At 62.9% G+C, this 22,102-nt stretch carries 23 protein-coding genes; 18 read left to right on the top strand and 5 right to left on the bottom strand.

All coding sequences use genetic code 11. From position 1 onward, the window contains the following. The first annotated feature begins 10 nt into the window (after window positions 1–10). Window positions 11–598: a histidine phosphatase family protein gene (locus ACE04I_RS09275; protein ID WP_046795956.1), complete on the top strand. Its 588-nt coding sequence runs from the start codon at window positions 11–13 to the stop codon at window positions 596–598. Here ACE04I_RS09275 and ACE04I_RS09270 read toward each other — a convergent pair whose 3' ends face one another. Then, window positions 599–859, bottom strand: a complete 261-nt coding sequence (locus ACE04I_RS09270) for a DUF1344 domain-containing protein (RefSeq protein WP_046795957.1) — start codon at window positions 857–859, stop codon at window positions 599–601. 278 nt (window positions 860–1,137) lie between these two features. Between ACE04I_RS09270 and ACE04I_RS09265 the strand changes: the two genes are divergently transcribed. The 5 genes from ACE04I_RS09265 (at window position 1,138) to ACE04I_RS09245 (ending at window position 7,287) form a co-directional block, all read left to right on the top strand. Then, the gene (locus ACE04I_RS09265) at window positions 1,138–4,305 is read left to right on the top strand and encodes a sensor domain-containing protein (protein WP_082118425.1); all 3,168 of its coding nucleotides are present in this window, start codon (window positions 1,138–1,140) and stop codon (window positions 4,303–4,305) included. A gap of 127 nt (window positions 4,306–4,432) precedes the next feature. Continuing rightward, complete coding sequence (gene aroC, locus ACE04I_RS09260; protein ID WP_046795958.1) at window positions 4,433–5,530, top strand: chorismate synthase; 1,098 nt, start codon at window positions 4,433–4,435, stop codon at window positions 5,528–5,530. Between the two features lie 10 nt (window positions 5,531–5,540). Beyond that, on the top strand, window positions 5,541–6,644 hold the full coding sequence (gene ribB, locus ACE04I_RS09255; RefSeq protein WP_046795959.1) for a 3,4-dihydroxy-2-butanone-4-phosphate synthase: 1,104 nt from the start codon (window positions 5,541–5,543) through the stop codon (window positions 6,642–6,644). 77 nt (window positions 6,645–6,721) lie between these two features. Then, complete coding sequence (locus ACE04I_RS09250; protein ID WP_046795960.1) at window positions 6,722–6,991, top strand: BrnT family toxin; 270 nt, start codon at window positions 6,722–6,724, stop codon at window positions 6,989–6,991. Then, on the top strand, window positions 6,967–7,287 hold the full coding sequence (locus ACE04I_RS09245) for a BrnA antitoxin family protein (RefSeq protein WP_046795961.1): 321 nt from the start codon (window positions 6,967–6,969) through the stop codon (window positions 7,285–7,287). Before ACE04I_RS09250 ends, ACE04I_RS09245 begins: the two co-directional genes overlap by 25 nt. Here the strand turns inward: ACE04I_RS09245 and ACE04I_RS09240 are convergent. Continuing rightward, on the bottom strand, window positions 7,284–8,477 hold the full coding sequence (locus ACE04I_RS09240; RefSeq protein WP_046795962.1) for a winged helix-turn-helix domain-containing protein: 1,194 nt from the start codon (window positions 8,475–8,477) through the stop codon (window positions 7,284–7,286). The two genes, ACE04I_RS09245 and ACE04I_RS09240, sit on opposite strands and share 4 nt — an antisense overlap. Before the next feature lie 110 nt (window positions 8,478–8,587). On the opposite strand from ACE04I_RS09240, the gene ACE04I_RS09235 reads away from it, so the two are divergent. The 3 genes from ACE04I_RS09235 to ACE04I_RS09225 are packed head-to-tail and all read left to right on the top strand — an operon-like array spanning window position 8,588 to window position 10,460. Continuing rightward, a complete protein-coding gene (locus tag ACE04I_RS09235; protein WP_046795963.1) occupies window positions 8,588–9,265 on the top strand; it encodes an energy-coupling factor ABC transporter ATP-binding protein in 678 nt (225 codons plus the stop codon). Beyond that, window positions 9,262–9,867, top strand: a complete 606-nt coding sequence (locus ACE04I_RS09230; protein ID WP_046795964.1) for a CbiQ family ECF transporter T component — start codon at window positions 9,262–9,264, stop codon at window positions 9,865–9,867. The genes ACE04I_RS09235 and ACE04I_RS09230 overlap by 4 nt, the downstream gene beginning before the upstream one ends. A gap of 29 nt (window positions 9,868–9,896) precedes the next feature. Further along, window positions 9,897–10,460 (top strand): biotin transporter BioY, encoded by a 564-nt coding sequence (locus tag ACE04I_RS09225; protein WP_046795965.1) that lies wholly within the window; start codon window positions 9,897–9,899, stop codon window positions 10,458–10,460. A 60-nt stretch (window positions 10,461–10,520) separates the two neighbouring features. Here the strand turns inward: ACE04I_RS09225 and ACE04I_RS09220 are convergent, their stop codons facing one another. After that, window positions 10,521–10,919: an acyl-CoA thioesterase gene (locus tag ACE04I_RS09220; RefSeq protein WP_245282138.1), complete on the bottom strand. Its 399-nt coding sequence runs from the start codon at window positions 10,917–10,919 to the stop codon at window positions 10,521–10,523. Window positions 10,920–11,056: 137 nt separating this feature from the next. On the opposite strand from ACE04I_RS09220, the gene ACE04I_RS09215 reads away from it, so the two are divergent. The 9 genes from ACE04I_RS09215 (at window position 11,057) to dxs (ending at window position 20,801) form a co-directional block, all read left to right on the top strand. After that, window positions 11,057–11,989 carry a histone deacetylase family protein gene (locus tag ACE04I_RS09215; RefSeq protein WP_137326664.1) on the top strand — a complete coding sequence of 311 codons (933 nt, stop codon included), beginning with the start codon at window positions 11,057–11,059 and terminating at the stop codon, window positions 11,987–11,989. 3 nt (window positions 11,990–11,992) lie between these two features. Next, complete coding sequence (locus ACE04I_RS09210; RefSeq protein WP_046795967.1) at window positions 11,993–12,259, top strand: exodeoxyribonuclease VII small subunit; 267 nt, start codon at window positions 11,993–11,995, stop codon at window positions 12,257–12,259. A 14-nt stretch (window positions 12,260–12,273) separates the two neighbouring features. Further along, window positions 12,274–12,795 (top strand): GrpB family protein, encoded by a 522-nt coding sequence (locus tag ACE04I_RS09205; RefSeq protein WP_046795968.1) that lies wholly within the window; start codon window positions 12,274–12,276, stop codon window positions 12,793–12,795. Window positions 12,796–12,932: 137 nt separating this feature from the next. Then, window positions 12,933–13,868: a TAXI family TRAP transporter solute-binding subunit gene (locus ACE04I_RS09200; protein WP_170986311.1), complete on the top strand. Its 936-nt coding sequence runs from the start codon at window positions 12,933–12,935 to the stop codon at window positions 13,866–13,868. 186 nt (window positions 13,869–14,054) lie between these two features. Continuing rightward, window positions 14,055–16,163 (top strand): TRAP transporter permease, encoded by a 2,109-nt coding sequence (locus ACE04I_RS09195; RefSeq protein ID WP_046795970.1) that lies wholly within the window; start codon window positions 14,055–14,057, stop codon window positions 16,161–16,163. Further along, window positions 16,160–16,519: a DUF1850 domain-containing protein gene (locus ACE04I_RS09190; RefSeq protein ID WP_487206998.1), complete on the top strand. Its 360-nt coding sequence runs from the start codon at window positions 16,160–16,162 to the stop codon at window positions 16,517–16,519. The genes ACE04I_RS09195 and ACE04I_RS09190 overlap by 4 nt, the downstream gene beginning before the upstream one ends. Window positions 16,520–16,654: 135 nt before the next feature. Then, window positions 16,655–17,767, top strand: a complete 1,113-nt coding sequence (locus ACE04I_RS09185; protein ID WP_046795972.1) for a hypothetical protein — start codon at window positions 16,655–16,657, stop codon at window positions 17,765–17,767. 96 nt (window positions 17,768–17,863) lie between these two features. Beyond that, on the top strand, window positions 17,864–18,787 hold the full coding sequence (locus ACE04I_RS09180; RefSeq protein ID WP_046795973.1) for a pirin family protein: 924 nt from the start codon (window positions 17,864–17,866) through the stop codon (window positions 18,785–18,787). A gap of 94 nt (window positions 18,788–18,881) precedes the next feature. Then, window positions 18,882–20,801: a 1-deoxy-D-xylulose-5-phosphate synthase gene (gene dxs / locus ACE04I_RS09175; protein ID WP_046795974.1), complete on the top strand. Its 1,920-nt coding sequence runs from the start codon at window positions 18,882–18,884 to the stop codon at window positions 20,799–20,801. A gap of 7 nt (window positions 20,802–20,808) precedes the next feature. On the opposite strand, the gene ACE04I_RS09170 is transcribed toward dxs, so the two are convergent. Beyond that, on the bottom strand, window positions 20,809–21,396 hold the full coding sequence (locus tag ACE04I_RS09170; protein ID WP_046795975.1) for a YceI family protein: 588 nt from the start codon (window positions 21,394–21,396) through the stop codon (window positions 20,809–20,811). Window positions 21,397–21,400: 4 nt separating this feature from the next. Next, complete coding sequence (locus ACE04I_RS09165) at window positions 21,401–21,982, bottom strand: cytochrome b (protein ID WP_046796084.1); 582 nt, start codon at window positions 21,980–21,982, stop codon at window positions 21,401–21,403. Window positions 21,983–22,102 lie beyond the last annotated feature (120 nt).

Genomic DNA, 22,102 nt, shown 5'->3' with positions numbered 1-22,102 from the left:
GAAGTCCGCCGTGCTCATCTACATGATCCGCCACGGCCAGACGGACTGGAATGCCGAAGGCCGGCTTCAGGGCCAGAGAGACATCGGGCTCAATGAGACCGGCCGGAGCCAGGCGACGCGCAACGGCGAAATGCTCGGCGAAATCATCGGAAAGGGCGAGGGCTTCGACTATGTCGCAAGCCCTCTTTCGCGTACCCGCGAAACCATGGAGCGCCTGCGCGCCGCCATGGGCATAGAGCCCCTCGCCTACCGGACCGACGAGCGGCTGGTCGAACTCTCCTTCGGAGATTGGGAAGGCCACACGCTCGAGGAAGTCAGCCATATCGCACCGGACCGGCTGCTCGCCCGCGCCGCCCAGAAATGGAGCTTCATCCCTCCCGGCGAAGCGGCCGAAAGCTATGAAATCCTCTCATGGCGGGTGGGCGCCTGGGTGCGCTCGGTCGAGGCTCCGACCGTCTGCGTCAGCCATGGCGGGGTCATCCGGTCGCTCTTCCGGCTGATCGCCGATCTTTCGGAGAACGAGGCGGCCACCATGCCGGTACCGCAGGACCGGATACTCAGGATCGATACCGGAGCCGGCCGCATAGAATGGCTATAGCTATTCCATGACCTGAAGGTCATCCACGACCCGGCTGCCGTTCTCGACGGTGTAGAAGACCAGCACCTTCACGCCGGATTTCAGCCCTTCGAAGTTGAACTCCTCGGGCACCTTATAGGTCTTGCCGTCATCGAGCGTCAGGCTCAGGGAATTGACATCCACCGACTTGATCGTCGCTTCGACATCGGCACTCTGCGCAAAAACCGAGAGCGGCGACAAGATGCTTGCGGTGACAAGCAGGGTGGCGATCAGGATGCGCATGGTCGAAGCCTTCAACGGAATGAGTGCTGTATCTTTTCGGAGCAAAGAATAGTCCTTCGATTGTGGCGAAATTCGCCCATGACCATGACATTTTCATTGCAAGTAATGATCTGAATCTTAACACTTTTCAAGAATTGACCGAATGCGGTTGCATGTTCTTGCAGCCACTAAACCAGAAGAACAGTCCGGCCCAAGAAATAGCCTGCGACAATGCGCATGGACGCTCAATCGGAAATTAACGCCGCCTGTATACCGTCCCGCCAACAACACAATAACGAATGAAAAAGGGTGCTGCGGTTTTGAAGGTCCGGCTCTCGCCTCTTGGGAAAATCCACCATGCTGCCCGCGGCATCCGCACATCCGCCGCCGCGGCGATGCTGCTCATCCTCGGCGTCATTCTGACGGGCGTCGTGCTCGATCGCCAACATACCGAAAGCTACCGCCAGGAATTGCGCGGCAGGACGGAAAAAGCCGCGACATTCCTTTCCGGGCGGCTTGCCGCGCGGCTGGACAAGGATGTCTGGCTCGCAAAACACCTGGCGCAGGCCTTTACCGGCGAGGCGGGAGGATCGGCTTCACGCTTCCGCCATGTCGCCGAAGAGGAGATTGCCGGAACGCCGCATTTCCTCGCGATTGCCCTTGCTCCAAATTCAGAACTCGCAGACGTATTCACCCGCCAGTCGCTCGGCCTGGACGCGCATGATCTCGAGGTCGACGCCGGCCTGCTGGGAGAACAGGTGAATTCCGTCCGGCAAGACGGCCCCGCCAAGCTCCTGAGCGACGCGCGGAACGGCCATCTCACGTTGGTTCTGCCGTTCGGCGAGCCCGCGGCCGGCACAACCGGCCACGGGTCCATCGCCGTCGCCATCGACCAGGCCGGACTGATGGAGGCAAGCGGCATCAGCTTCGCGCCGACAGGTTCGGGTTCCGGCGCTCTCGCCGATCTTTCCTGGATGGACGTCGCCATCCGCGACATGGGCCGCGAAGGCGGACCGGTGATCTTCGGCGACGCCTCCATTCCAGCCCCGCGGGCCTGGCCGCTCGCGGTCAATGGCGCCACCTGGGAAATTCTTGCCGCGCCCAAGGCCGGCTGGAATGCCGTCCCGCCGGATCAGACGATTATCCGCCTTTCGATCGCCCTTGCAGCACTCGGCATGATCGTGCCGATCATCGTCGCCAGCTTGCTGATCGACGAGCGCAATCGCAACATCGCGGCCCTGAAGGCCAGGGAGGCCAACCTGCTGCAGCTTTCGCAGCGTTTCCATCTCGCCATGGAATCCTCCAATATCGGCATATGGGAAGTGACGGACGACCACCGCCTCTACTGGGACGAGCGCGCAGCCGCGCTGCACGGCCGGCAAGCGGAGGCGAGAGGAAGCCGTCTGGAGGACTGGCTGGCCTCGATTTTTCCGGAGGACAGGGCGGCGGCGGAAGCGCATTTCTTCATCGCCACCTGCTCCATGAGCCCGTGCAGCGACATCTACCGCGTGCGGCTCGAAGACGGGGCGCTGCGTTACCTGCGCTCCGCCGGCGCAAGCTACCTCAATGCCGACGGCAGCCGGCGCACCACCGGCATCGTCTGGGACATCACGGCCGACATGGTGATGACGGAGACGCTGCGCGCCGCCAAGGAAACGAGCGACATCAAGAACGCCGAGCTCGAACTGGCGCTCGACGAACTCTCCAATCGCGAACAGGAGCTGGAGGAACTTTCCACCAAGCTCGATCTGGCGCTCGAGGCATCCAATTGCGGTATCTGGGAAAGCGATCCGGCAACCCATTTCGAGACCTGGGATGCGCGCATGTGCCAGTTGCACGGCATCCCCTTCACCGACGGGCGGATCACCGCGGATCGGTGGATCGAATTGCTGCACCCGGACGATCGAGCGCTGGCGCACAACTCGTCCTTCCATTTCCGGGAGGAGTTCCGCTCCGAGATGCTGGTGGCCCGCGTGCTGCTGCCGGACGGCAGCGTCCGCTACATCCGCTCCATCGGCAAGCTGCGCACCGGCCGCGACGGCACCCAGAAGGTCATCGGCATCGCCTTCGACGTGACCGCCGATGCCGTGCTCGCAGAGGAATTGAGGGCCGCGAAGGAAGAGGCGGACGCCAAGAACGCCGAGCTGGAACTCGCAAAGAGCCGCATCGAACACAACGCGCTGCATGACCCGCTGACCGAGCTTGCCAACCGCCGGAAGCTTGATCTCGAACTCGACCGGCTTTCCCGCGCCAGCCAAGGCGAGCGGCAAAAGTTCTCGATCCTTCATCTGGACCTCGACCGCTTCAAGCAGATCAACGACACGCTGGGCCATGCGGCGGGTGACGCCATGCTCGTGCATGCGGCGCGAGTTCTATCGCGCAATGTCGGCAGCGGCGATCTGGTCGCCCGCATCGGCGGAGACGAGTTCGTGATCTTTGTGAACGGCAATTGCAGCGCCGAGCAGATGGCCGATCTTGCCGCCGGCATTATCACGGAGCTGCGCCAGCCCATCGATTTCGAGGGTTTTTCCTGCCGCGGCGGCGTCTCGATAGGTATTGCCCAGGCCAGCGGCTTCAACCTAGATGCACGCAGGACGCTGGTGAATGCCGATATCGCGCTCTATCGCGCGAAAGGCATGGGCCGCAATCGCTATGAGTTCTTCACGCAGAACCTGCAGGCGGAAATCATCAGCCATAAGCGCACCGCCGACGAGGTGCTGGCAGGCATCGACAACCATGAATTCGTCACCTGGTACCAGCCGCAATTCGATGCTCGCTCCAACGAGCTGACCGGTGTCGAGGCGCTGGTACGCTGGAACCATCCGCATCATGGCATTCTGGCGCCCGATCGCTTCCTCAAGATCGCCGAGGATCTCAATGTCGCCGCCACGCTCGACCAGATCGTGCTGGAGACGGTGTTGAAGGACCGCATGCGCTGGGCCGCGCTCGGCATCCGAATACCGAAGGTTTCCGTCAACGTCTCTTCCAGGCGCCTGCATGACGAGGGCCTGATCGACAGCTTGAAAGGGCTCGCCATCACGCCCGGCCAGGTATCCTTCGAACTGGTGGAATCCATCTTCCTGGACGAGAGCGAGGCTGCCGCGGCCAGCAATCTGGAAAGGATCAAGGCGCTCGGCATCGATATCGAGATCGACGACTTCGGCACTGGCCACACGTCCATCGTGAGCCTGCTCAAGCTGAAGCCGAAGCGGCTGAAGATCGACCGCCAACTCGTCATGCCGATCCTCACCTCGCCGCAGGAGCGGGCGCTGGTGCGCTCCATCATCGATATCGCCCGCTCGCTTGGCGTCGAGACGGTGGCGGAAGGGGTGGAGACCATGCAGCACGCAAGCCTGCTGCGCGAACTCGGTTGCGACCTCCTGCAGGGTTACGCCTTCTCCCGGCCGCTCTCCTTCGACGATTTCACCCGCTCGGCGCTTGCGGGCTGGCGGAAGGCCGCGGCTTAAGAGGTGGCCGGCCGGCGCTGCTTGCGCATGCCGCCAAGAAAGGCTTGTCCCTTCCGCCGTTTTTCCACTATGACAGGGCCGCTTTCAGGAATGGAGCAGCCATTCCCCCACGGTTCCGGTCGCCACCATGTCGCACAACACCTTCGGTCATCTTTTCCGCGTCACCACCTGGGGCGAAAGCCACGGGCCGGCGCTCGGCTGCGTCATCGACGGCTGCCCGCCCGGCATCCGCTTCACGCTCGCCGAAATCCAGGCCTGGATGGACAAGCGCAAGCCCGGCCAGTCGCGTTTCGTGACCCAGCGGCGCGAGGAAGACCTCGTGAAGGTGCTTTCCGGCGTGATGCCGGACGAGGATGGCGAGACGCTGGTGACCACCGGCACGCCCATCTCCATGCTGATCGAGAACACCGACCAGCGTTCCAAGGATTACGGCGAGATTGCCCGGAGCTACCGCCCCGGACACGCCGATTTCACCTATGACCTGAAATACGGCATCCGCGACTATCGCGGCGGCGGCCGCTCCTCCGCCCGTGAGACGGCGGCGCGTGTCGCTGCAGGCGCGCTCGCCCGCAAGGTCGTGCCCGGCGTCACCGTCCGCGCCGCGCTGGTGCAGATCGGCAAGCACAGGATCAACCGGGCGAACTGGGACTGGAACCAGATCGACCAGAACCCTTTCTTCTCGCCCGATGCCGAGATCGTGCCGGTCTGGGAAGAATATCTCGACGGCATCCGCAAGGCGGGCTCGTCGATCGGCGCGGTCGTGGAAGTGGTCGCCGAAGGCGTTCCGGCCGGGCTCGGCGCGCCGATCTACGGCAAGCTCGATCAGGATATCGCAAGCCTTCTGATGTCCATCAACGCCGTCAAGGGCGTCGAGATCGGTGAAGGCTTTGCCTCCGCCGAGCTTTCCGGCGAGGAAAACGCCGACGAGATGCGCATGGGCAACGACGGACAGCCGATTTTCCTTTCCAATCACGCAGGCGGCATTCTCGGCGGCATCTCCACCGGACAGCCGGTGGTCGCCCGCTTCGCCATCAAGCCCACTTCCTCCATTCTCGCCGAGCGGCGCTCGATCGACGCGGACGGCAACAATGTCGATATCCGCACCAAGGGCCGCCACGACCCTTGCGTCGGCATAAGAGCGGTTCCTGTCGGCGAGGCGATGGTCGCCTGCGCGATTGCCGACCATTATCTTCGCGACCGCGCCCAGACCGGCCGATTGAAGTAAGGAATTCCCCATGGCTTATGACCAGAAGCGTGTCGTCGATGCCATCCGCGCCTTCGAAGCCGGCGAGATCGTCGTCGTGACCGACGACGACGATCGCGAGAACGAAGGCGACCTGATCGTCGCTGCCGTCCATTGTACGGCCGAGAAAATGGCCTTCATCGTGCGCCATACATCCGGCATCGTCTGCGCGCCCATGCCGCGCGAGGAGGCCAAGCGCCTGAACCTCAACGCCATGGTGGCGGAAAACGACAGCGCGCATACCACCGCCTTCACCGTCACGGTCGATTTCAAGCACGGCACGACCACCGGCATTTCCGCCGATGACCGGACGCTGACCGTGCGCAATCTCGCCAATCCCAATGCGGGAGCTGCCGATTTCGTGCGCCCCGGCCATATCTTCCCGCTCATCTCCCGCGAAGGCGGCGTCTTGATGCGCTCAGGCCACACGGAAGCGGCGGTCGACCTCTGCAAGCTCGCCGGCCTGCCGCTGGTGGGCGTGATCAGCGAACTGGTCAATGACGACGGAAGCGTCATGCGCGGCCAGCAGGTCGCCGCTTTCGCTCAGGCCCACGGCTTGAAACAGGTTTCGGTCGCAGACCTCATCGCCTACCGCCAGCGCAAGGAAACGCTGATCGAGCTGCAATCGCAATTCGGTGTGGATACTGCCTTCGGCAAGGCCAAGGCGCATGCCTATTCCCTGCCCTGGGACCCCATGCAGCATGTGGCGGTCATCTTCGGCGACATCCGGGACGGCGTCGATATTCCCGTTCGCCTGCATCTCGAGAATGTCGCGGATGACGTCTTCGGCGCCGAGCGGCCCATCAACCGCTACATGGAAAAGATCGCCGAGGAAGGGCGCGGGGTCATCATCTACCTTCGCGAGGGCTCCGTCGGCGTCGGCCAGATGGACCATGGCCGCAAGCTTCGCCATAGCGACAAGGAAGAGCACGAGCAGGCCAAGGCGCGCGAGAGCGAGTGGCTGGAAATCGGCCTCGGCGCGCAGATCCTGAAAGATCTCGGCGTCACCTCGATCAAGCTGCTCAGCCGCAGCGAGCGGCACTATGTCGGCCTGGAAGGCTTCGGCATCAAGATTGCCGAGACGGTGATCTGCTGAACCACTAGTTGCATTCGGCTCCGGCCACGTTAGATTGCTTCTGCTTGAGGGGAAGCAATTTTTCGTGTACGAATAATATGAAATTCGTTTGGGATGAGCTGAAACGGCTGGCGAACATTGAGAAGCATGGCCTCGACTTCGCTGAGGTGCACGCCTTTCAGTGGGAAACGGCGGTCATGGAGGCCGGTCATTCAGGCCGGATCAAAGCCATAGGCTATTTCGAAGACGGCACCGCAGTCGTCGTTTTCGCGACGCTTGGTACCGAAGCGATTTCGATTATCAGCTTTCGTCCCGCCAATACCAAAGAGAAGAGGCTGCTCCAATGGCCACGAAGTACCGAACATTGAAGGAATTTCAGCCCGGCCGCGGCTATACCAAGGAAGATTGGGATGCTGTGGACAGCCCTCCGCTAACGGACGAGGAGTTGGCGAGCATGCGCCCCGCGCGCGAGGTTTTACCCGCCGAGGTATTTCGTGCGCTCGAGGAAGCGAGCCGCCGTGCCCGTGGCCGTCCCAAGATCGACGCGCCAAAGGTAGCGGTGACGCTTCGGCTCGAACCCGAAGTGCTGGAAAAGTTCAAGGCCAAGGGCAAGGACTGGCGAAACGCCATGGCCGAGGAGCTAAAGAAGGCTTCTCGACGCTAGTCTGGGCGCCAGCCGTCCAGGAAGCTCACCTTCTCCACGCTCGCAAACCGGGCGACGCGCAACAGCTCCGCCTCCAGCTTTTCCAGCCGACCGGTCGATGGCCGGACGCCCTTTTCGAGCCATAGACGTTTGACGTCCAGCGTGCCCGACTTGCGATCCGCCTTCATGTCGATACGGCCGATCATCCGGTCACCCTCGATCAGCGGAAAGACGTAGTAGCCGTATTCCCGCTTGGGTTCCGGCACGAAGACCTCGATGCGATAGAAGAAGCCGAACAGCCGTTCGGCGCGATCGCGGTCGCGCAGCAGCGGATCGAAAGGACTGAGAACCCGCACACGTGCCGGCGGCTCGGGAATATCGCCGAGGTTTTCCGGAAAGCCGGTAAAGGCAAAGGAGGGTCTTGGTTTGCCGCCATTGACCGGCTCGACCAGCACCTCATCCAACTCGTCGCGATGGGCGTGCACCCAATCCTTCGCCTCCTGGGGTGTCACGAGGTCCCAGAAGGCCGCGATCTCGCCGGATGTGGCAAAGCCCAGCCTCTTCAAGGCGCTGCGGCAGGCCCAATCGATGAACTCCTGATGGCTCACCTCGGGCTCGTAATGGCGCGCCGGAATCACCCGCTCGGTCAGATCGTAGATTTTCTGGAAGTTCACCCGGCCGGCGATCGCCAGCTTGCCGATGTGCCAGTAATATTCGAGCGCCGTCTTGTTCGGATGCCAGTTCCACCAGCCGCCTGACTTGTGATTTTCCACCTTCATGTCGCGCGACATGATCGCGCCGCCTTCGGCAATGTGCCGGTAGGTATCCTCGAAGGCGGAGTTGAAATCCTCGCCCTGCCATTTTTTCCAGCGTTCGGCGATGATCGGCTCGCGACGGCGGAAACGGTGCTTCCAATAGCGGAAGAAGGCGGACGGCAGGATGGAGGCATCATGCGTCCAGTGCTCGAAAAGCTCGCGATCCTTTTCCAGAAGCGTCTTCAGATGCTCCCGCCGGTAGGTCTGGTTGCGGGAAAACAAGATCATATGGTGGGCGCGCTCCACCGTGGCGATGCTATCCACCTGCACGAAGCCGATCTCGTGGATGAGGTTCAGAAGCCCCGCTTTATCGAGAGCGCGGCCGGGCGGCTGGGAAAGTCCCTGCCGCTCCAGAAAGATTCGTCTTGCCTGAGAATTGGGTATGAGAATCGCCATGACCGCCAGAGTAGAATGCCCTGGCGCATGTTTCAATGTTCACGTTCAGTTCCGCATTCCCCTATCTCCATATCCGGTCTATAGGTCCTGCGAAAGAACGAGGGACCGGGTTGGACATCCGTTTCGAAGAAGCCAGTGCAAGTTTCGAGGGCCGGGTGGCGCTTCATCCGCTGACGCTTTCGCTCTCCGAGCGGCGTATCGGCGTGATCGGCCTCAACGGTTCCGGCAAGACCACCTTCGCGCGCATGATAAACGGGCTCGTGAAACCGTCCGAGGGCCGCGTCATCGTCAACGGCATCGATACCGCGGCCGATGCCGAGCGCGTGCGGGCCCAGGTCGGCTTCATCTTCCAGAACCCGCAGAACCAGATCATCCTGCCGATCCTGAAAGAAGACATCGCGCTCGGTCTCAAGGCGCAGAAGCTTTCGAAAGAGGCTATGGATGCCGCCGTTGCCGCCATCCTTTCCCGTTTCGGCATCCCTCATCTCGCCGAGCGGCGGGCCCACGAGCTTTCCGGCGGAGAGTTGCAACTGGCCGCACTCGCCTCAGTGCTCGTCACAAGGCCGCCGATCCTGATCCTCGACGAACCCACCAACCAGCTCGACCTCAAGAACCGCGACCTCGTGGAGCGGACGATCGCCACACTCGATGAACATGTGATCGTCATCAGTCACGATCTGCCGCTTGTTGCCGATTTCGACCGCGTCCTGCTTTTCGATCAGGGCCGGCTGGTCGCCGATGGCACGCCGGGAGAGGTCATGGCGCGATATCGCGAGCTTGCGGCATGAACACGCTCTACGTCGAGGGAAACAGTCTTCTGCATCGGCTTTCCGCCCGCGTGAAGCTCCTCGCGCTTGCGTTAACCGGCATCGCCCTCATCTTCATCATCTCCCCCTTCGCGCTCGCGATCGCCGCCCTTGCAGCCGGCCTTCTCTATGCGTCGCTTCGAATCGGGTGGCGGCAATCCTGGCTGCGGCTGCGGCCTGTTTTCCTGACGATCTTCGTGGTTGCGGTCTTCGCCTTCTTCGTCAGTTCCGCGCACGAGGCGGCCACCACGCTCTTCAGGCTGACCACGCTGATGCTGCTCGCAGCCGCGGCGACGGCCACCACCACGATCGGCGATTTCATCGATGAGATCACGCTCGCCGCCCGCCCGCTGGAGCGGATCGGCCTCGTGAAGGCCGCCGATATAGGGCTCTCGGTCGGCCTCGTCATCCGCTTCGTGCCCGAGGTGATGACCCGCTATCGGGCGATCCGCGAGGCGCATGCCGCCCGCGGTCTGAAGCCCCGGCCGCTGACGCTCGCCGTACCGCTCATCATTCTGACGTTGAAGAGCGCCGACGAGATCGCCGCGGCCATTGACGCCCGCGGCATCCGAGGGCAGAACTGATCGACAGCTTTATTAGGGAATCGCAAACCATGAGCACCCGGGATCTCGTTCTTGCCGCACTGTTTGCCGCCATCATCGTCGTTCTCGGTCTCCTGCCGCCGATAGCCATCGGCTTCATTCCCGTGCCGATCACCGCACAATCGCTTGGCGTCATGCTGGCGGGTGTCGTTCTCGGCGCCAAGCGCGGCACGGTCGCGGTTCTGCTGGTGCTATTGCTGGTCGCTATCGGGCTTCCGGTTCTTTCCGGCGGACGTGGCGGGCTCGCCGCCTTTGCCGCCCCCACTTCAGGCTTCCTGATCGGCTGGGTTTTCGCCGCATTCGTGACGGGCTACCTCTCCGAACGTCTCATCAGCCGCTCGCAGACGGGCCTCGTGCAGGGTGCGGGCTTTTTTCTGGCGGCGCTCACGGGCGGGGTCGTCGTTCTCTACGCTTTTGGCATCACCTATCTCGCGCTCATCACCGGGCTGGGCTTTAAGCAGGCTTTCCTGGGTTCGCTCGCCTTTGTCCCCGGAGATGTCCTCAAAGCCTTCGTCGCCGCCCTGGCCGGGCGCGCGGTCATGGTCGGCTATCCGCTGCTGCCGCAGCGCGCCTGATCCTTTGTTTTTGCGCATGTCGTTATCGCGAAATCGCAACACACTTTTGCGCGATATCCGTTAATCCAAGAACTGATAGAGCCAATCGCGCAGGTCCTCCGGCAGCGCGATCGGCTCCCGGCTTTCAGGGTCGCAGGCGGTCCAGACGATCTCGGCTTCGGCGACCGCCGTGCCGTCCCGTTCCATGTGGACCAAGAAGCCCGCGGATTTCCCGCCGATCTTGCTCACCCCGACATGCGTTTCCACCAGATCGCCGAGCTTCAGGGGTTCGTGGAAGGTGCAGACGACCTTGCTGACGGTGAATTGCGGATCGCTTCTGGCCGACCGGCGACGGCGCCAGAATTCCGTGACCGCCTCTTCCGCGCGGGCGACATAGGCAGCGCGGAACATCTCGCCATGCATATCGACATCGCGATACGGGACCTGGAATTCATGAAGTTTAGAAGGTTCTTTGGCCACGATGCACCCAAGCGGGACGCTTCTTCTCTTCCTCCTGATTCATTTCGGGCGAGCGGGCGCGGGAACAAGAGGTGCCGGCTTGAAAAATTGCCGCGTCTGCGCCATGTCCGGGGCATTCCTTCCAAGAGGTCGGCCGCATGACCACCCGCCTGTACGAGCATGACATCTTCCTGGAGCACCGCACGCCTTCCGGACACCCGGAACGGGCCGACCGGCTGCGCTCGCTGGCAATCGCCCTCCAGCACCCGAATTTCGAGAAGCTCGACCGCAAGCAGGCGCCGCAGGCGAGCGAAGACGGCGTGCTGCTTGCCCATCCGGAATCGCACCTGCGCGCCGTGATGCGGGAAATTCCCGAAGAGGACGAGATCAACCAGATCGAGGCGGATACCTATGTTGGGCCGAAGAGCCTGACAGCGGCGCTGACCGGGATCGGCGCGGCCATGGCAGCCGTCGACGACGTGCTTTCCCGCAAGGTGGACAACGCCTTCGTCGCGGCACGCCCGCCCGGCCATCACGCCGAAAAAGAAAAGGCGATGGGCTTCTGCCTGTTCAACAATGCCGCGATCGCCGCCCGCCACGCCCAGAAGGCGCATGGTGTCGAGCGCGTGGCGATCGTCGATTGGGACGTGCATCACGGCAACGGCACGCAGGATATATTCTGGGACGACCCTTCCGTGCTTTTCTGCTCCACGCACCAGATGCCGCTCTACCCCTGGACCGGAGCGAAGGACGAGACGGGCAAGACCGGCAACATCGTCAACGCGCCCCTCTCGCCCGATACCGGCAGCGAATATTTCCGCGAGGCATTCAAATCGCGCGTCCTGCCGGCGCTGGAAAACTTCCGACCGGATTTCATCATCATTTCCGCCGGCTTCGATGCGCACCATCGCGATCCGCTGGCGCAGATCAATCTCGTCGGTGAGGACTTCGACTGGGCGACCGGCCGGTTGATGGAAATCGCCGGGAAATACGCGGGCGACCGGGTCGTCAGCCTCCTGGAAGGCGGCTATGATCTGGAAGGCCTCGCCGAATCGGCGGGCATGCACATCTGCAGACTGATGAAAGGATAAGGAATGACCGAAAACGCCGAGAACTCCGGCGCCATTGGCGATGTGAGCGGCTATTCCTTCGAAAAGGCCGTGGCGGAGTTGGAAAGCATCGTCGCGCGGCTGGAGCGCGGCGACGTGGCGCTCGACGAATCCATCGCCATTTATGAGCGCGGAGAAGCGCTGAAGAAGCATTGCGAGAAGCTTCTCGCAGCCGCCGAGAACCGTATCGAGAAGATACGCCTGGACCGCGCCGGCAAGCCGCAGGGCGTCGAACCGCTGGACGGCGAGTAGGCCCGGAGACGACCATGGTGCTGGGCCTCAAGCACAACGCCAACCTGCTGGTCGATTATGATCCCGATTGGCCGACCGAATTCAGTGTGGAGCGGGAACGGATTGCACTTGCGCTTGGAGCGTTCGCAAAAGGCATCGAGCACTACGGTTCGACATCGGTGCCGGGAATGCGTGCAAAACCCATCCTGGACATTATCGTCGGCCTTGAACCGTTAAAAGACTGGCAAGCCTGCCACGATCCTCTGCTTGCGCTCGGTTACGACTATGCTGCCCATGCCGGTGTGCCGGGACACTATATCTTCGGCCGTGGCCGGGACAAAACCGAGCGGACCCATCTCGTGCATCTCGTGGAGTTCAAAGGATATTCGTGGGTCTCCAACCTTGCCCTTCGGGACGCGCTACGGCGCGATCCGCAACTACGTCGGGACTATACTTCCATAAAGGAAAAAGCGGTTTCTGACGCACCGGATAATCGGGCTCGTTATAACGAACTAAAAAGCGGCTTCATCGATCGTGTCAAGGCGACCCTGCTCTAGGTCGTGGTGAACCAAAGTCTTACGACCTTCGCCACGATGAGGCCACAAAGCGGTTGACGCACCGTGGCCGCCTCCCCATGATAGCCGCCATAGGTTGCTTGGGAGGAACAATCGTGAAATTCAATAAAATCAATGTCATGTTCGCGGGCGCGCTGGCCGTTTCGACGGCGTTTTCAGCCGTCGGCGCGAAGGCGGCGGAATTCATCAACGTGCTGACCGGCGGCACATCCGGCGTCTATTACCCGCTCGGCGTAGCGCTTTCGGAAATCTACGGCCAGGGTATCGAGGGCGCACGCACGCAGGTGCAGGCGACCAAGGCATCCGTCGAGAACCTGAACCTGCTGCAGGCCGGCCGCGGCGAGATCGGTTTTTCGCTGGGCGATTCCGTGCAGGAGGCCTGGAACGGCAACAAGGAAGCAGGCTTTCCAGGCAAGCTGGACAAGCTGCGCGGCCTCGCGGCCATCTATCCGAACTATATCCAGGTCGTCGCCAGCCGGGATTCGGGCGTGAAGACGCTTGCCGACCTCAAGGGCAAGAGCCTGTCGGTCGGCGCACCCGCTTCCGGCACTGAGCTCAACGCGCGGGCGATCTTCGAAGCCGCCGGCATGTCCTACAGCGATCTCGGCAAGACCGAGTATCTGCCGTTCGCCGAATCGGTCGAGCTCATCAAGAACCGCCAGCTCGACGCCACCCTGCAATCGGCCGGTCTCGGCGTCGCCTCGATCCGCGACCTCGCCACCTCCATGCCGATCAATGTGGTGGCCATCCCGGCGGCCGAGGTCGCCAAGATCGGCGCGCCTTACATGTCCGTCACCATTCCGGCCGGCACCTATGAAGGCCAGGCGGAGGATGTGGAAACCGCTGCCGTCGGCAACTTCCTCATCACCCACGAGGGCGTTCCCGAAGAGACTGTCTACCAGATGACCAAGCTTCTCTTCGAAAACCTGCCGAAGCTGACGGCCGCGCATGCCGCCGCCAAGGCGATCGATCCGAAAAAGGCACTCGAAGGCATGCCGGTGCCGCTGCATCCGGGTGCGGAGCGTTATTACAAGGAAGCCGGCTTGCTGAAGTAAGGGCTGGAGTCCCGCACGCTGCAAGTCCCCTCCCCAACCCCTCCCCACAAGGGGGAGGGGCTTACCCTGCCAAGACGCCGCGTATGAAGCAGAACTTTGCCGCGGGTTTTCTCCCCCCTTGTGGGGGAGATGGCCGGCAGGCCAGAGGGGGCTCACTATAAACCAGAGAGCATATTGAGAGTCCGAATGTCCGCGACCGCGATGCAGAGCCCAAACGCCCCCCATTCCGCCGAGGAAGCCATAGAAGGCCTGCCGGCAGGCTTCGGGGAAGGCTTGACCGGCCGTATCGCCTTCTGGATCGCCTTCGTCTTCACCGCATTCCAGATCTGGACCGCGGCCTACGGCACGCTGCCGAGCCAGGTGGTGCGCGCCATGCATGTGGGCTTCCTGCTTTTGCTCGGCTTTGCGCTGTTCGGCAATCTGGTGGCGAAGACCCCGGCCGGAAAGGCCTGGTTCTGGGGGCTCGGCATCATCGGCTTCCTGACCGGCATCTACAACTGGGTGTTCTACGTCGACCTCATCCAGCGCAGCGGCTTTCATACGACGCTGGACCTGGTCGTCGCCACGGCGATGATCGCTCTCGTCTTCGAGGGCGCGCGGCGGCTGATGGGCCTGCCGCTGACGATCATCGCGGCGATCTTCCTCGCATACTGCTTCTTCGGGCAGTATGCGCCCGGCCCCTTCGTGCATCGCGGTTATGATTTCGAACTCATCATCGAGCATTTCGGCTTCGGCACCGAGGGCATCTACGGTACGCCGATCTATGTTTCGGCCGCCTACATCTTCATCTTCGTCGTCTTCGCCGCCTTCCTCGAGCGGGCAGGCATGCTCGGCCTCTTCAACGATTTCGCGCTCGGGCTCGTCGGCACATGGCGCGGCGGCCCGGCGCAGGTCTGCGTCATGTCCTCGGCGCTGATGGGCACGATCTCCGGGTCGGGCGTCGCCAATGTCGTCGCATCCGGCCAGTTCACCATTCCGCTGATGAAGCGCTTCGGCTTCCGTTCGGCCTTTGCCGGCGGGGTCGAGGCCACCTCCTCCATGGGCGGGCAGATCATGCCGCCGGTCATGGGCGCCGTCGCCTTCATCATGGCCGAGACGCTGAACGTTCCCTATGCGGAAATCGTCAAGGCGGCGCTCATTCCGGCGATCCTCTATTTCGGCGTCTGCTTCTGGATGGTGTTCCTGGAAGCCGGCAAGGCGGGGCTCAAGGGCATGAACAAGGCGGACCTGCCGAATCCCTGGGCTGCAGTCAGGGAGCACTGGCCGCTTATCCTGCCGCTCGCCGCCCTCGTCTACCTGCTGTTTGCCGGATACACGCCGATCTTCGCCGGCACGATGGGGCTGGCGCTCGTCGTCGTCCTCATTCTCGGCATGCCGCTCGCGGCCTCGATCGGCCCGCTCGCCTTCCGCCTCGTCTTCTGGCTGGCGCTGGGGCTGGCGGCGGCCTCCTTCCTCAAATACGGCGTCAATTTCCTCGTCATCGTCATCGCGGGGCTGATCGCCGGCTGCCTCTTCATCAAGGGTGGCAAGGAAACGCTCGCCATCTGCCGCGACGCGATGGCGGAAGGCGCCAAGAATGCGCTGCCTGTCGGGATCGCCTGCGCCATCGTCGGCATCGTCATCGGCACGCTGACGCTGACCGGCATCGCCTCCACCTTCGTCGGCGCGATCATCCGGGTCGGAGAGCACAACCTCTTCCTCTCCCTGGTGCTGACGATGATCACCTGCCTCATCCTCGGCATGGGCATACCGACGATCCCGAACTACATCATCACCTCCTCGCTTGCCGGCCCGGCGCTGCTCGAACTCGGCGTGCCGCTGATCGTCAGCCACATGTTCGTCTTCTATTTCGGCATCCTGGCGGACCTGACGCCACCGGTGGCGCTTGCCTGCTTCGCCGCCGCACCTATGGCCAAGACCTCGGGGTTGAAGATATCGATCGACGCGACCAAACTTGCGACCGCAGGCTTCGTCGTGCCCTTCATGGCCGTCTACACGCCGGCGCTGATGCTGCAGGATCCAGGCCCGATCGCCGCTGCCTGGGGCTATCCGGTGGAAGTCGCCTATGTCTTCCTCAAGGCCTGCTTCGGCATCGCGCTCTGGGGTGCCGCCGTCGTCGGCTTCCTCTTCGCGCGCATGGCCATATGGGAACGGGCGATCGCCTTCATCGCCGGCGCGAGCCTGGTTCTCGCCCTTCCGTGGACGGACGAGCTGGGCTGGGCGCTCGGCATAGCGGTGGTCGCCCTGCACTGGTGGCGCAGCCGCGGGGTGCCCTCCCCCACCGCCGCGCCATGAGCCTCTGCATCCTGGCGGCGGGAAAGGTGACGTCACTCGCCGTCTCCCTCTTCACACTCTCCTGGACCCATTCGGTACAGAAGACCGAGTGGCGGGAAAGCTGGGAGGCGACGCCCGCCGGCCTGGAATTGCGGCAGGCTTCCATTAAGGGGTCCGGCGCCGGCATGGAACCTGGGACGGATGCCATATTGCGGGACGGCTGGTGGATATGGAAGCCGAAGCTGCCGCCGCAGCCGCGCCTAGCGCTTGCGGCCTCCGGCGCGATTGTAAGCGGCTGGCGGCTCTGTCACGAGGGCGGCTGCATGGAGCTCGGGACGACGGCCGGAGAGGAAATAATTCTGAACTCCTGCCCGTAATTAGGCGGTGAGCCAGAAAAAAGCAGTATCCCTCCATTTAACCCTTCCGCTTCAATCTATTTTTACCTGAAAAACCTACAAAGCCCTCGGAATTACTGCGGGACTTCAACGAACACCGACAAATAGAGGCGGATGATGGGCAGGATACGCCCGCTTACAGCCGGCGACGTGCCTGCGATCGCTGCGCTTTTCCATAGGGTCTTCCGCCACTCCGATCGCCAGCCGCCCGCGGGGCTCGTCGAGTATCTCCGGCACCTTTATCTTGAGGCCGCGGCCTGCGCGGAAGATATACCTTCGCTGGTCCACGAGGGCGATGACGGCGGAATCTCCGGCTTCATCGGGCGGCATGTCCTGCCGATGCGGCTTGGAGACCGACCGCTCCGGGCAGCGCTTCTCAGCACCATCATGGCCGACGAGCGCGCCGGAGACCCGCTAGCGGCTGCGAAAATCCTCAAGGCCGCCCTCAACGGACCGCAGGATTTCTCATTCAGCGAAACCGCAAGCGAAGTTTCCTTGCGCATGTGGAAACATGCAGGAGCCGTGGCATTGCCCGGCCACAGCATGGAATGGTTCCGGATCATACGGCCGGCGACGAGCGCGGTCGAAGCATCCGCCAGGCGCTATCCGGTCCTGCGCGCGCTAAGCCCCGTCTCCTCCCGCGTGGACGACGTCTTCCGGCGGCGCATCGTGGCCGAGCGACCCCGCTGGCTCGGGCTGCCCAAGGCACAATCCGGCAGAGCCGGGCTTTCGGTCCGCGAAATCGATGCGACAGAGTTCGCCGGGCTTTTCCGTCTGATGACGGAGCGCTTTCCGTTGCGCCCGGACTGGTCCGCCGAAGCGCTCGATACGACGCTTCGCGAAGCGATGGAAAAGCCGCTCTTCGGCAGGCCCGTGCTTGCCGCAGCCATCGACCGGGGCGGCCAGGCCATCGGCGGGTTCTTCTATCATCTCGGCCCGCATGGCACGGCACGGGCGACCCAATTGCTTGCGGCTCCCGGCAAGGAGGAGGCCGTGCTCGATGCGCTCATCACGCATGCGGCGGAAGCGGGCGCGAGCGCGGTGCGCGGCCGCACGCAGCCTTTCCTCATGGGGGCGATGCTCGGCCGGCGCATCGGCTTTCTCAACAGCGCCTCCACCGTTCTCCATTGCCGCGATCCCGAGATCACAGCCGCGATCCACAAAGGGGATGCTTTCCTCAACGGACTTGCCGGGGAGCAATGGAGTCGGCTGATCGGCGATTTCGGCTGAACATCCCGGAATTGCTATACAGTGTGTCTCCATGGGCTTCGGTTGTCCGCCCGTCCGGTCTTCGATAGAGTCCATCCTCGAAACGGAGACCCGCCCATGTCCTTCTTTCCCGGAAAGGACCCAGTCGCAGGCGATGCCTTTTCCTGCGATGGGATCGAGAACCTGATCATCCCGCGCACCAGCGATATCGGCGGATTTTCCGTACGCCGCGCGCTGCCGACCCGGCAACGCCGGCTGGTAGGCCCCTTCATCTTCTTCGACCGCATGGGCCCCGCCCTTCTGCGGGCAGGAGAGGCTCTCGACGTGAAGCCGCATCCGCATATCGGGCTTTCGACCGTCACCTACCTATTCGACGGCGAGATCAAGCATCGCGACAGCCTCGGCACCGAGCTTGTCATCAAGCCCGGCGATATCAACCTGATGACGGCCGGGCGCGGCATCGTGCATTCCGAAAGAACGCCGGAAAACCTGCGCGGCAAGCCCATGTCCGTCTCCGGCCTGCAGACCTGGCTGGCCCTGCCGGACGACAAGGAGGAAATCGACCCCGCCTTCGGCCACACCGACCGGCAGGCCATGCCGCTGATCGATGCCGACGGCGCGAAGGGGCGCGTGGTGATCGGCAGTTTCGAGGGGCTTGCCTCGCCCGTCACCACCTTCACCGACACGCTCTATGTCGATCTCAGCCTCGAAGCGGGCAAGCGTTTCCCCTTTTCGGCAGCGCATGAAGAAAGGGCAATCTACATCCTTTCCGGCGAGCTCGTGGTTGCCGGCGACCGTTTTTCGGCCGACCAGCTTCTCGTCTTCCGGCCCGGTGACAATATCACGCTGGAAGCGGGACCCGGCGGCTGTCACCTGATGCTGTTCGGCGGCGCGGCGCTTAATTCGAAACGTTACATCTGGTGGAACTTCGTTTCCTCCTCCAAGGAGCGGATCGAAAAGGCCAAGGAAGAGTGGCGCACAGGGCGTTTCGATATCGTTCCGGGGGACGAGGAAGAGTTTGTCCCTTTGCCCGGAGCCTGAAATCCGATAAGGCAGGTTACTTGAAAAAGCCCACTTCCTCCTCATCTTGGTGAGGACGCACTGCACCGGACATAAGCAGAAAAGACAAGATTCCGTGACACCAAACCTCGAAACGCCCCTGCTCGATCAGGTCGAGTTCCCTAACGATCTCAGGAAACTCGACGATCGCGACCTGCCGCAACTCGCCCGTGAAGTTCGCGACGAGATGATCGACGCGGTCTCGCGCACCGGTGGGCATCTGGGCGCAGGGCTTGGCGTCGTGGAGCTGACGATCGCCATCCACAAGGTGTTCGATACGCCTGACGACAGGCTGATCTTCGATGTCGGGCATCAGTGCTATCCGCACAAGATCCTGACCGGCCGGCGTGACCGCATCCGCACGCTGCGCCAGGAAAACGGGCTTTCCGGCTTCACCCGCCGGGCCGAGAGCGCATATGATCCGTTCGGAGCCGCCCACTCCTCCACCTCGATTTCCGCCGGCCTCGGCATGGCGGTGGCGGCCGATCTGGCGAAATCGAAGCGGAACGTCATCGCCGTCATCGGCGACGGCGCGATGTCGGCAGGCATGGCCTACGAGGCCTTGAACAATGCCGGCGCGCTCGACGCGCGGCTGATCGTCATCCTCAACGACAACGACATGTCGATCGCGCCGCCGACCGGCGCGATGAGCGCCTATCTCGCGCGGCTTGCCTCCGGGCGCACCTATATGGGCTTCCGCGAGATGGGCAAGAAGCTGACAAGCTATCTCGGCAAATCGATCGATCGCGCCATCACACGCGCGGTCGAACATGCCCGTGGCTACGTGACCGGCGGCACCATGTTCGAAGAAATGGGCTTCTATCACATCGGCCCGATCGACGGACATTCATTCGACCACCTGCTGCCGGTGCTGCGCAACGTGCGCGACAATGCCCAGGGCCCGGTCCTCATCCATGTCGTCACCCAGAAGGGTAAGGGCTATCCGCCGGCCGAGGCCGCTGCCGACAAGTATCACGGCGTCAACAAGTTCGATGTCATCACCGGAGCGCAGGCGAAATCCAAGCCCAACGCGCCTTCCTATACCAGCGTCTTCGGCGAGGCGCTCGTGCAAGAGGCGGCATTCGACGAGAAGATCGTCGGCATCACCGCCGCCATGCCGAACGGCACCGGCATCGACAAGCTGGCGGAGGTCTTCCCTTCCCGCACCTTCGACGTCGGCATTGCCGAACAGCATGCGGTAACGTTCGCGGCCGGTCTTGCGGCGGAGGGCTACAAGCCCTTCTGCGCCCTCTATTCCACCTTCCTGCAGCGCGGCTACGACCAGGTGGTCCACGACGTGGCGATCCAGGGGCTTCCCGTGCGCTTCCCTATCGACCGCGCCGGCTTCGTCGGCGCTGACGGGCCGACCCATGCGGGCTCCTTCGACACCACCTTCCTGGCGACGCTGCCGGGCATGGTGGTTATGGCCGCAGCCGATGAGGCGGAACTGAAGCACATGGTGCGCACCGCAGCCGCCTATGACGCAGGCCCGATCTCCTTCCGCTATCCGCGCGGCGAAGGCGTGGGCGTGGAACTGCCGGAGCGCGGGCAGATCCTGGAGATCGGCAAGGGCCGCCTCGTCAAGCAGGGCTCCAAGGTGGCGCTGCTTTCGTTCGGCACGCGTCTCAAGGACTGTCTGCTGGCAGCCGAAGACCTCGATGCGGCCGGACTTTCCACGACGGTGGCCGACGCGCGCTTCGCCAAACCGCTCGATCATGATCTCATCCGCCAGCTCGCCCGCCATCACGAGGTACTCATCACCATCGAGGAAGGCGCGGTCGGCGGTTTCGCTGCGCATGTCCTGCAGTTCCTCTCCACCGAGGGCCTGCTTGACCACGGCCTGAAAATCCGCCCGCTGGTGCTGCCGGATATCTGGATGGAGCAGGCGAGCCCGGATGCCATGTATGCCAGGGCAGGCCTCGACCGCGCGGGCATCGTCTCGACCGTCTTCGGAGCGCTCGGCCAGAAGCGGATCGACGTCGGCGCTGCGGGCTGATGCCCAATCAGCGGCGCCGGCCTTCTATCCTCATTTCGAACTGGACGACGTTCGAATAGATCGGCGTGCCGACATCCATGCCGTAGCGGGAGCGGAAGATCCTGCCCTGTACATCGAAGCTGATGGAGCGGCCGGTCCAGCCGGTCAGCCTCACATCGAAACTTTCGGCGGAACTGCGGCCCCTGGCCGTCAACGTGCCGGCGACGCGGGCTGTGTCCGGCCCCGTTTGCTCCACGCGGCTGGAGCGGAAGGAAATCCTGTCGAAATGTTCGGTGTCGAACACCGCCCCGGAACGCAGGAAGGCATCGATCCTCTGCTGCCCGGTGGTGACGCTTGCCGGCCGCAATTCGAAGCTGACCGTCGAGCCCGAGAGGTTTCCCGCCCTCAGATCGAATGTACCGGAAAACTGGCCGAACCTGCCTTTGATGCCGCCGCCGCCTGCCTGCTCGACCGTAAAGGCGATGCTGGAGGACGGCGTGATGGCGTAGCGGCCCGCCGCTTCCGCCAGGCTCGGCACATCGACCGCAAGGGAACCGGCTGCCGGAAGGACCGCGACAGTCAACAGCACGCCGAACAGGGCCATTTTTCCATTCATCGCCCTACTCCTTCACCGAGGCCTTCGGAGGGTCCGATCGACGGCCGAGCATACGCAGGAGCACATCGTCGCGCCGGCGATAGTGATGATGGAGCGCGGCGGCGGAATGCAGCAGCACCAGCGCGAGGGTGAAATAGGCAAGCAGGGCGTGCGCTTCCGTCCACCAGCTTTCGGCAGCATCCGATTTCGGCACCGGCAGATGCGGAACCACGACCAGATTGAAGGCGAAAGTGGGAATTTCCAGCGGCGAGACCGATGCCACCATCCAGCCCGCGAGCGGCACGAGGACGGCAAGTGTCGCCAGAAGAAGATGCACGGCCTTGGCGAACCGCCGTTCAAGATAACTCAGGCCTGCGGACGAGCTGACGGAAGGCCGGACCAGCGAATAGAGAAGCCTCACGGAGGCAAGCACCAATGCCAGCATCCCGAAGGATTTGTGCCACTGGAAGAGCGAAAACTGCAAGACGGGATCTATCCCCGGCCGGGTCATCGCGAAACCGAGCGCCAGGAGGCCGAGGATCAGCACCGCGATCAACCAGTGAAGGATGATCGTGAAAGTGTCATAGCGATCGGCAGGACCACGCATGACGAGCTTCCCAAGGCTTCCTGTTAGATCATCCTCCTGCGCCTGCCTTTCGGCAAGGCGCATCAAATCACGGTAGCGCGATCTTTGATGGGACTATCATAAAACAAGACAGCCCCGGCG

It is taken from the genome of Rhizobium moroccans (assembly GCF_057559155.1).
Note: the sequence above shows the minus strand (reverse complement) of the source record. Positions and strands in the feature narration are given on the sequence as shown.

Coding starts and splice junctions, on each gene's coding strand:
- aroC (WP_046795958.1), top strand. CDS start 4,433: ATGTCGCACAACACCTTCGGTCATCTTTTCCGCGTCACCACCTGGGGC.
- ACE04I_RS09250 (WP_046795960.1), top strand. CDS start 6,722: ATGAAATTCGTTTGGGATGAGCTGAAACGGCTGGCGAACATTGAGAAG.
- ACE04I_RS09205 (WP_046795968.1), top strand. CDS start 12,274: ATGGTGCTGGGCCTCAAGCACAACGCCAACCTGCTGGTCGATTATGAT.
- ACE04I_RS09170 (WP_046795975.1), bottom strand. CDS start 21,396: ATGAATGGAAAAATGGCCCTGTTCGGCGTGCTGTTGACTGTCGCGGTC.
- ribB (WP_046795959.1), top strand. CDS start 5,541: ATGGCTTATGACCAGAAGCGTGTCGTCGATGCCATCCGCGCCTTCGAA.
- ACE04I_RS09270 (WP_046795957.1), bottom strand. CDS start 859: ATGCGCATCCTGATCGCCACCCTGCTTGTCACCGCAAGCATCTTGTCG.
- ACE04I_RS09245 (WP_046795961.1), top strand. CDS start 6,967: ATGGCCACGAAGTACCGAACATTGAAGGAATTTCAGCCCGGCCGCGGC.
- ACE04I_RS09200 (WP_170986311.1), top strand. CDS start 12,933: ATGTTCGCGGGCGCGCTGGCCGTTTCGACGGCGTTTTCAGCCGTCGGC.
- ACE04I_RS09190 (WP_487206998.1), top strand. CDS start 16,160: ATGAGCCTCTGCATCCTGGCGGCGGGAAAGGTGACGTCACTCGCCGTC.
- ACE04I_RS09265 (WP_082118425.1), top strand. CDS start 1,138: ATGAAAAAGGGTGCTGCGGTTTTGAAGGTCCGGCTCTCGCCTCTTGGG.
- ACE04I_RS09240 (WP_046795962.1), bottom strand. CDS start 8,477: ATGGCGATTCTCATACCCAATTCTCAGGCAAGACGAATCTTTCTGGAG.
- ACE04I_RS09185 (WP_046795972.1), top strand. CDS start 16,655: ATGGGCAGGATACGCCCGCTTACAGCCGGCGACGTGCCTGCGATCGCT.
- ACE04I_RS09180 (WP_046795973.1), top strand. CDS start 17,864: ATGTCCTTCTTTCCCGGAAAGGACCCAGTCGCAGGCGATGCCTTTTCC.
- ACE04I_RS09230 (WP_046795964.1), top strand. CDS start 9,262: ATGAACACGCTCTACGTCGAGGGAAACAGTCTTCTGCATCGGCTTTCC.
- ACE04I_RS09225 (WP_046795965.1), top strand. CDS start 9,897: ATGAGCACCCGGGATCTCGTTCTTGCCGCACTGTTTGCCGCCATCATC.
- ACE04I_RS09195 (WP_046795970.1), top strand. CDS start 14,055: ATGTCCGCGACCGCGATGCAGAGCCCAAACGCCCCCCATTCCGCCGAG.
- ACE04I_RS09210 (WP_046795967.1), top strand. CDS start 11,993: ATGACCGAAAACGCCGAGAACTCCGGCGCCATTGGCGATGTGAGCGGC.
- ACE04I_RS09215 (WP_137326664.1), top strand. CDS start 11,057: ATGACCACCCGCCTGTACGAGCATGACATCTTCCTGGAGCACCGCACG.
- ACE04I_RS09165 (WP_046796084.1), bottom strand. CDS start 21,982: ATGCGTGGTCCTGCCGATCGCTATGACACTTTCACGATCATCCTTCAC.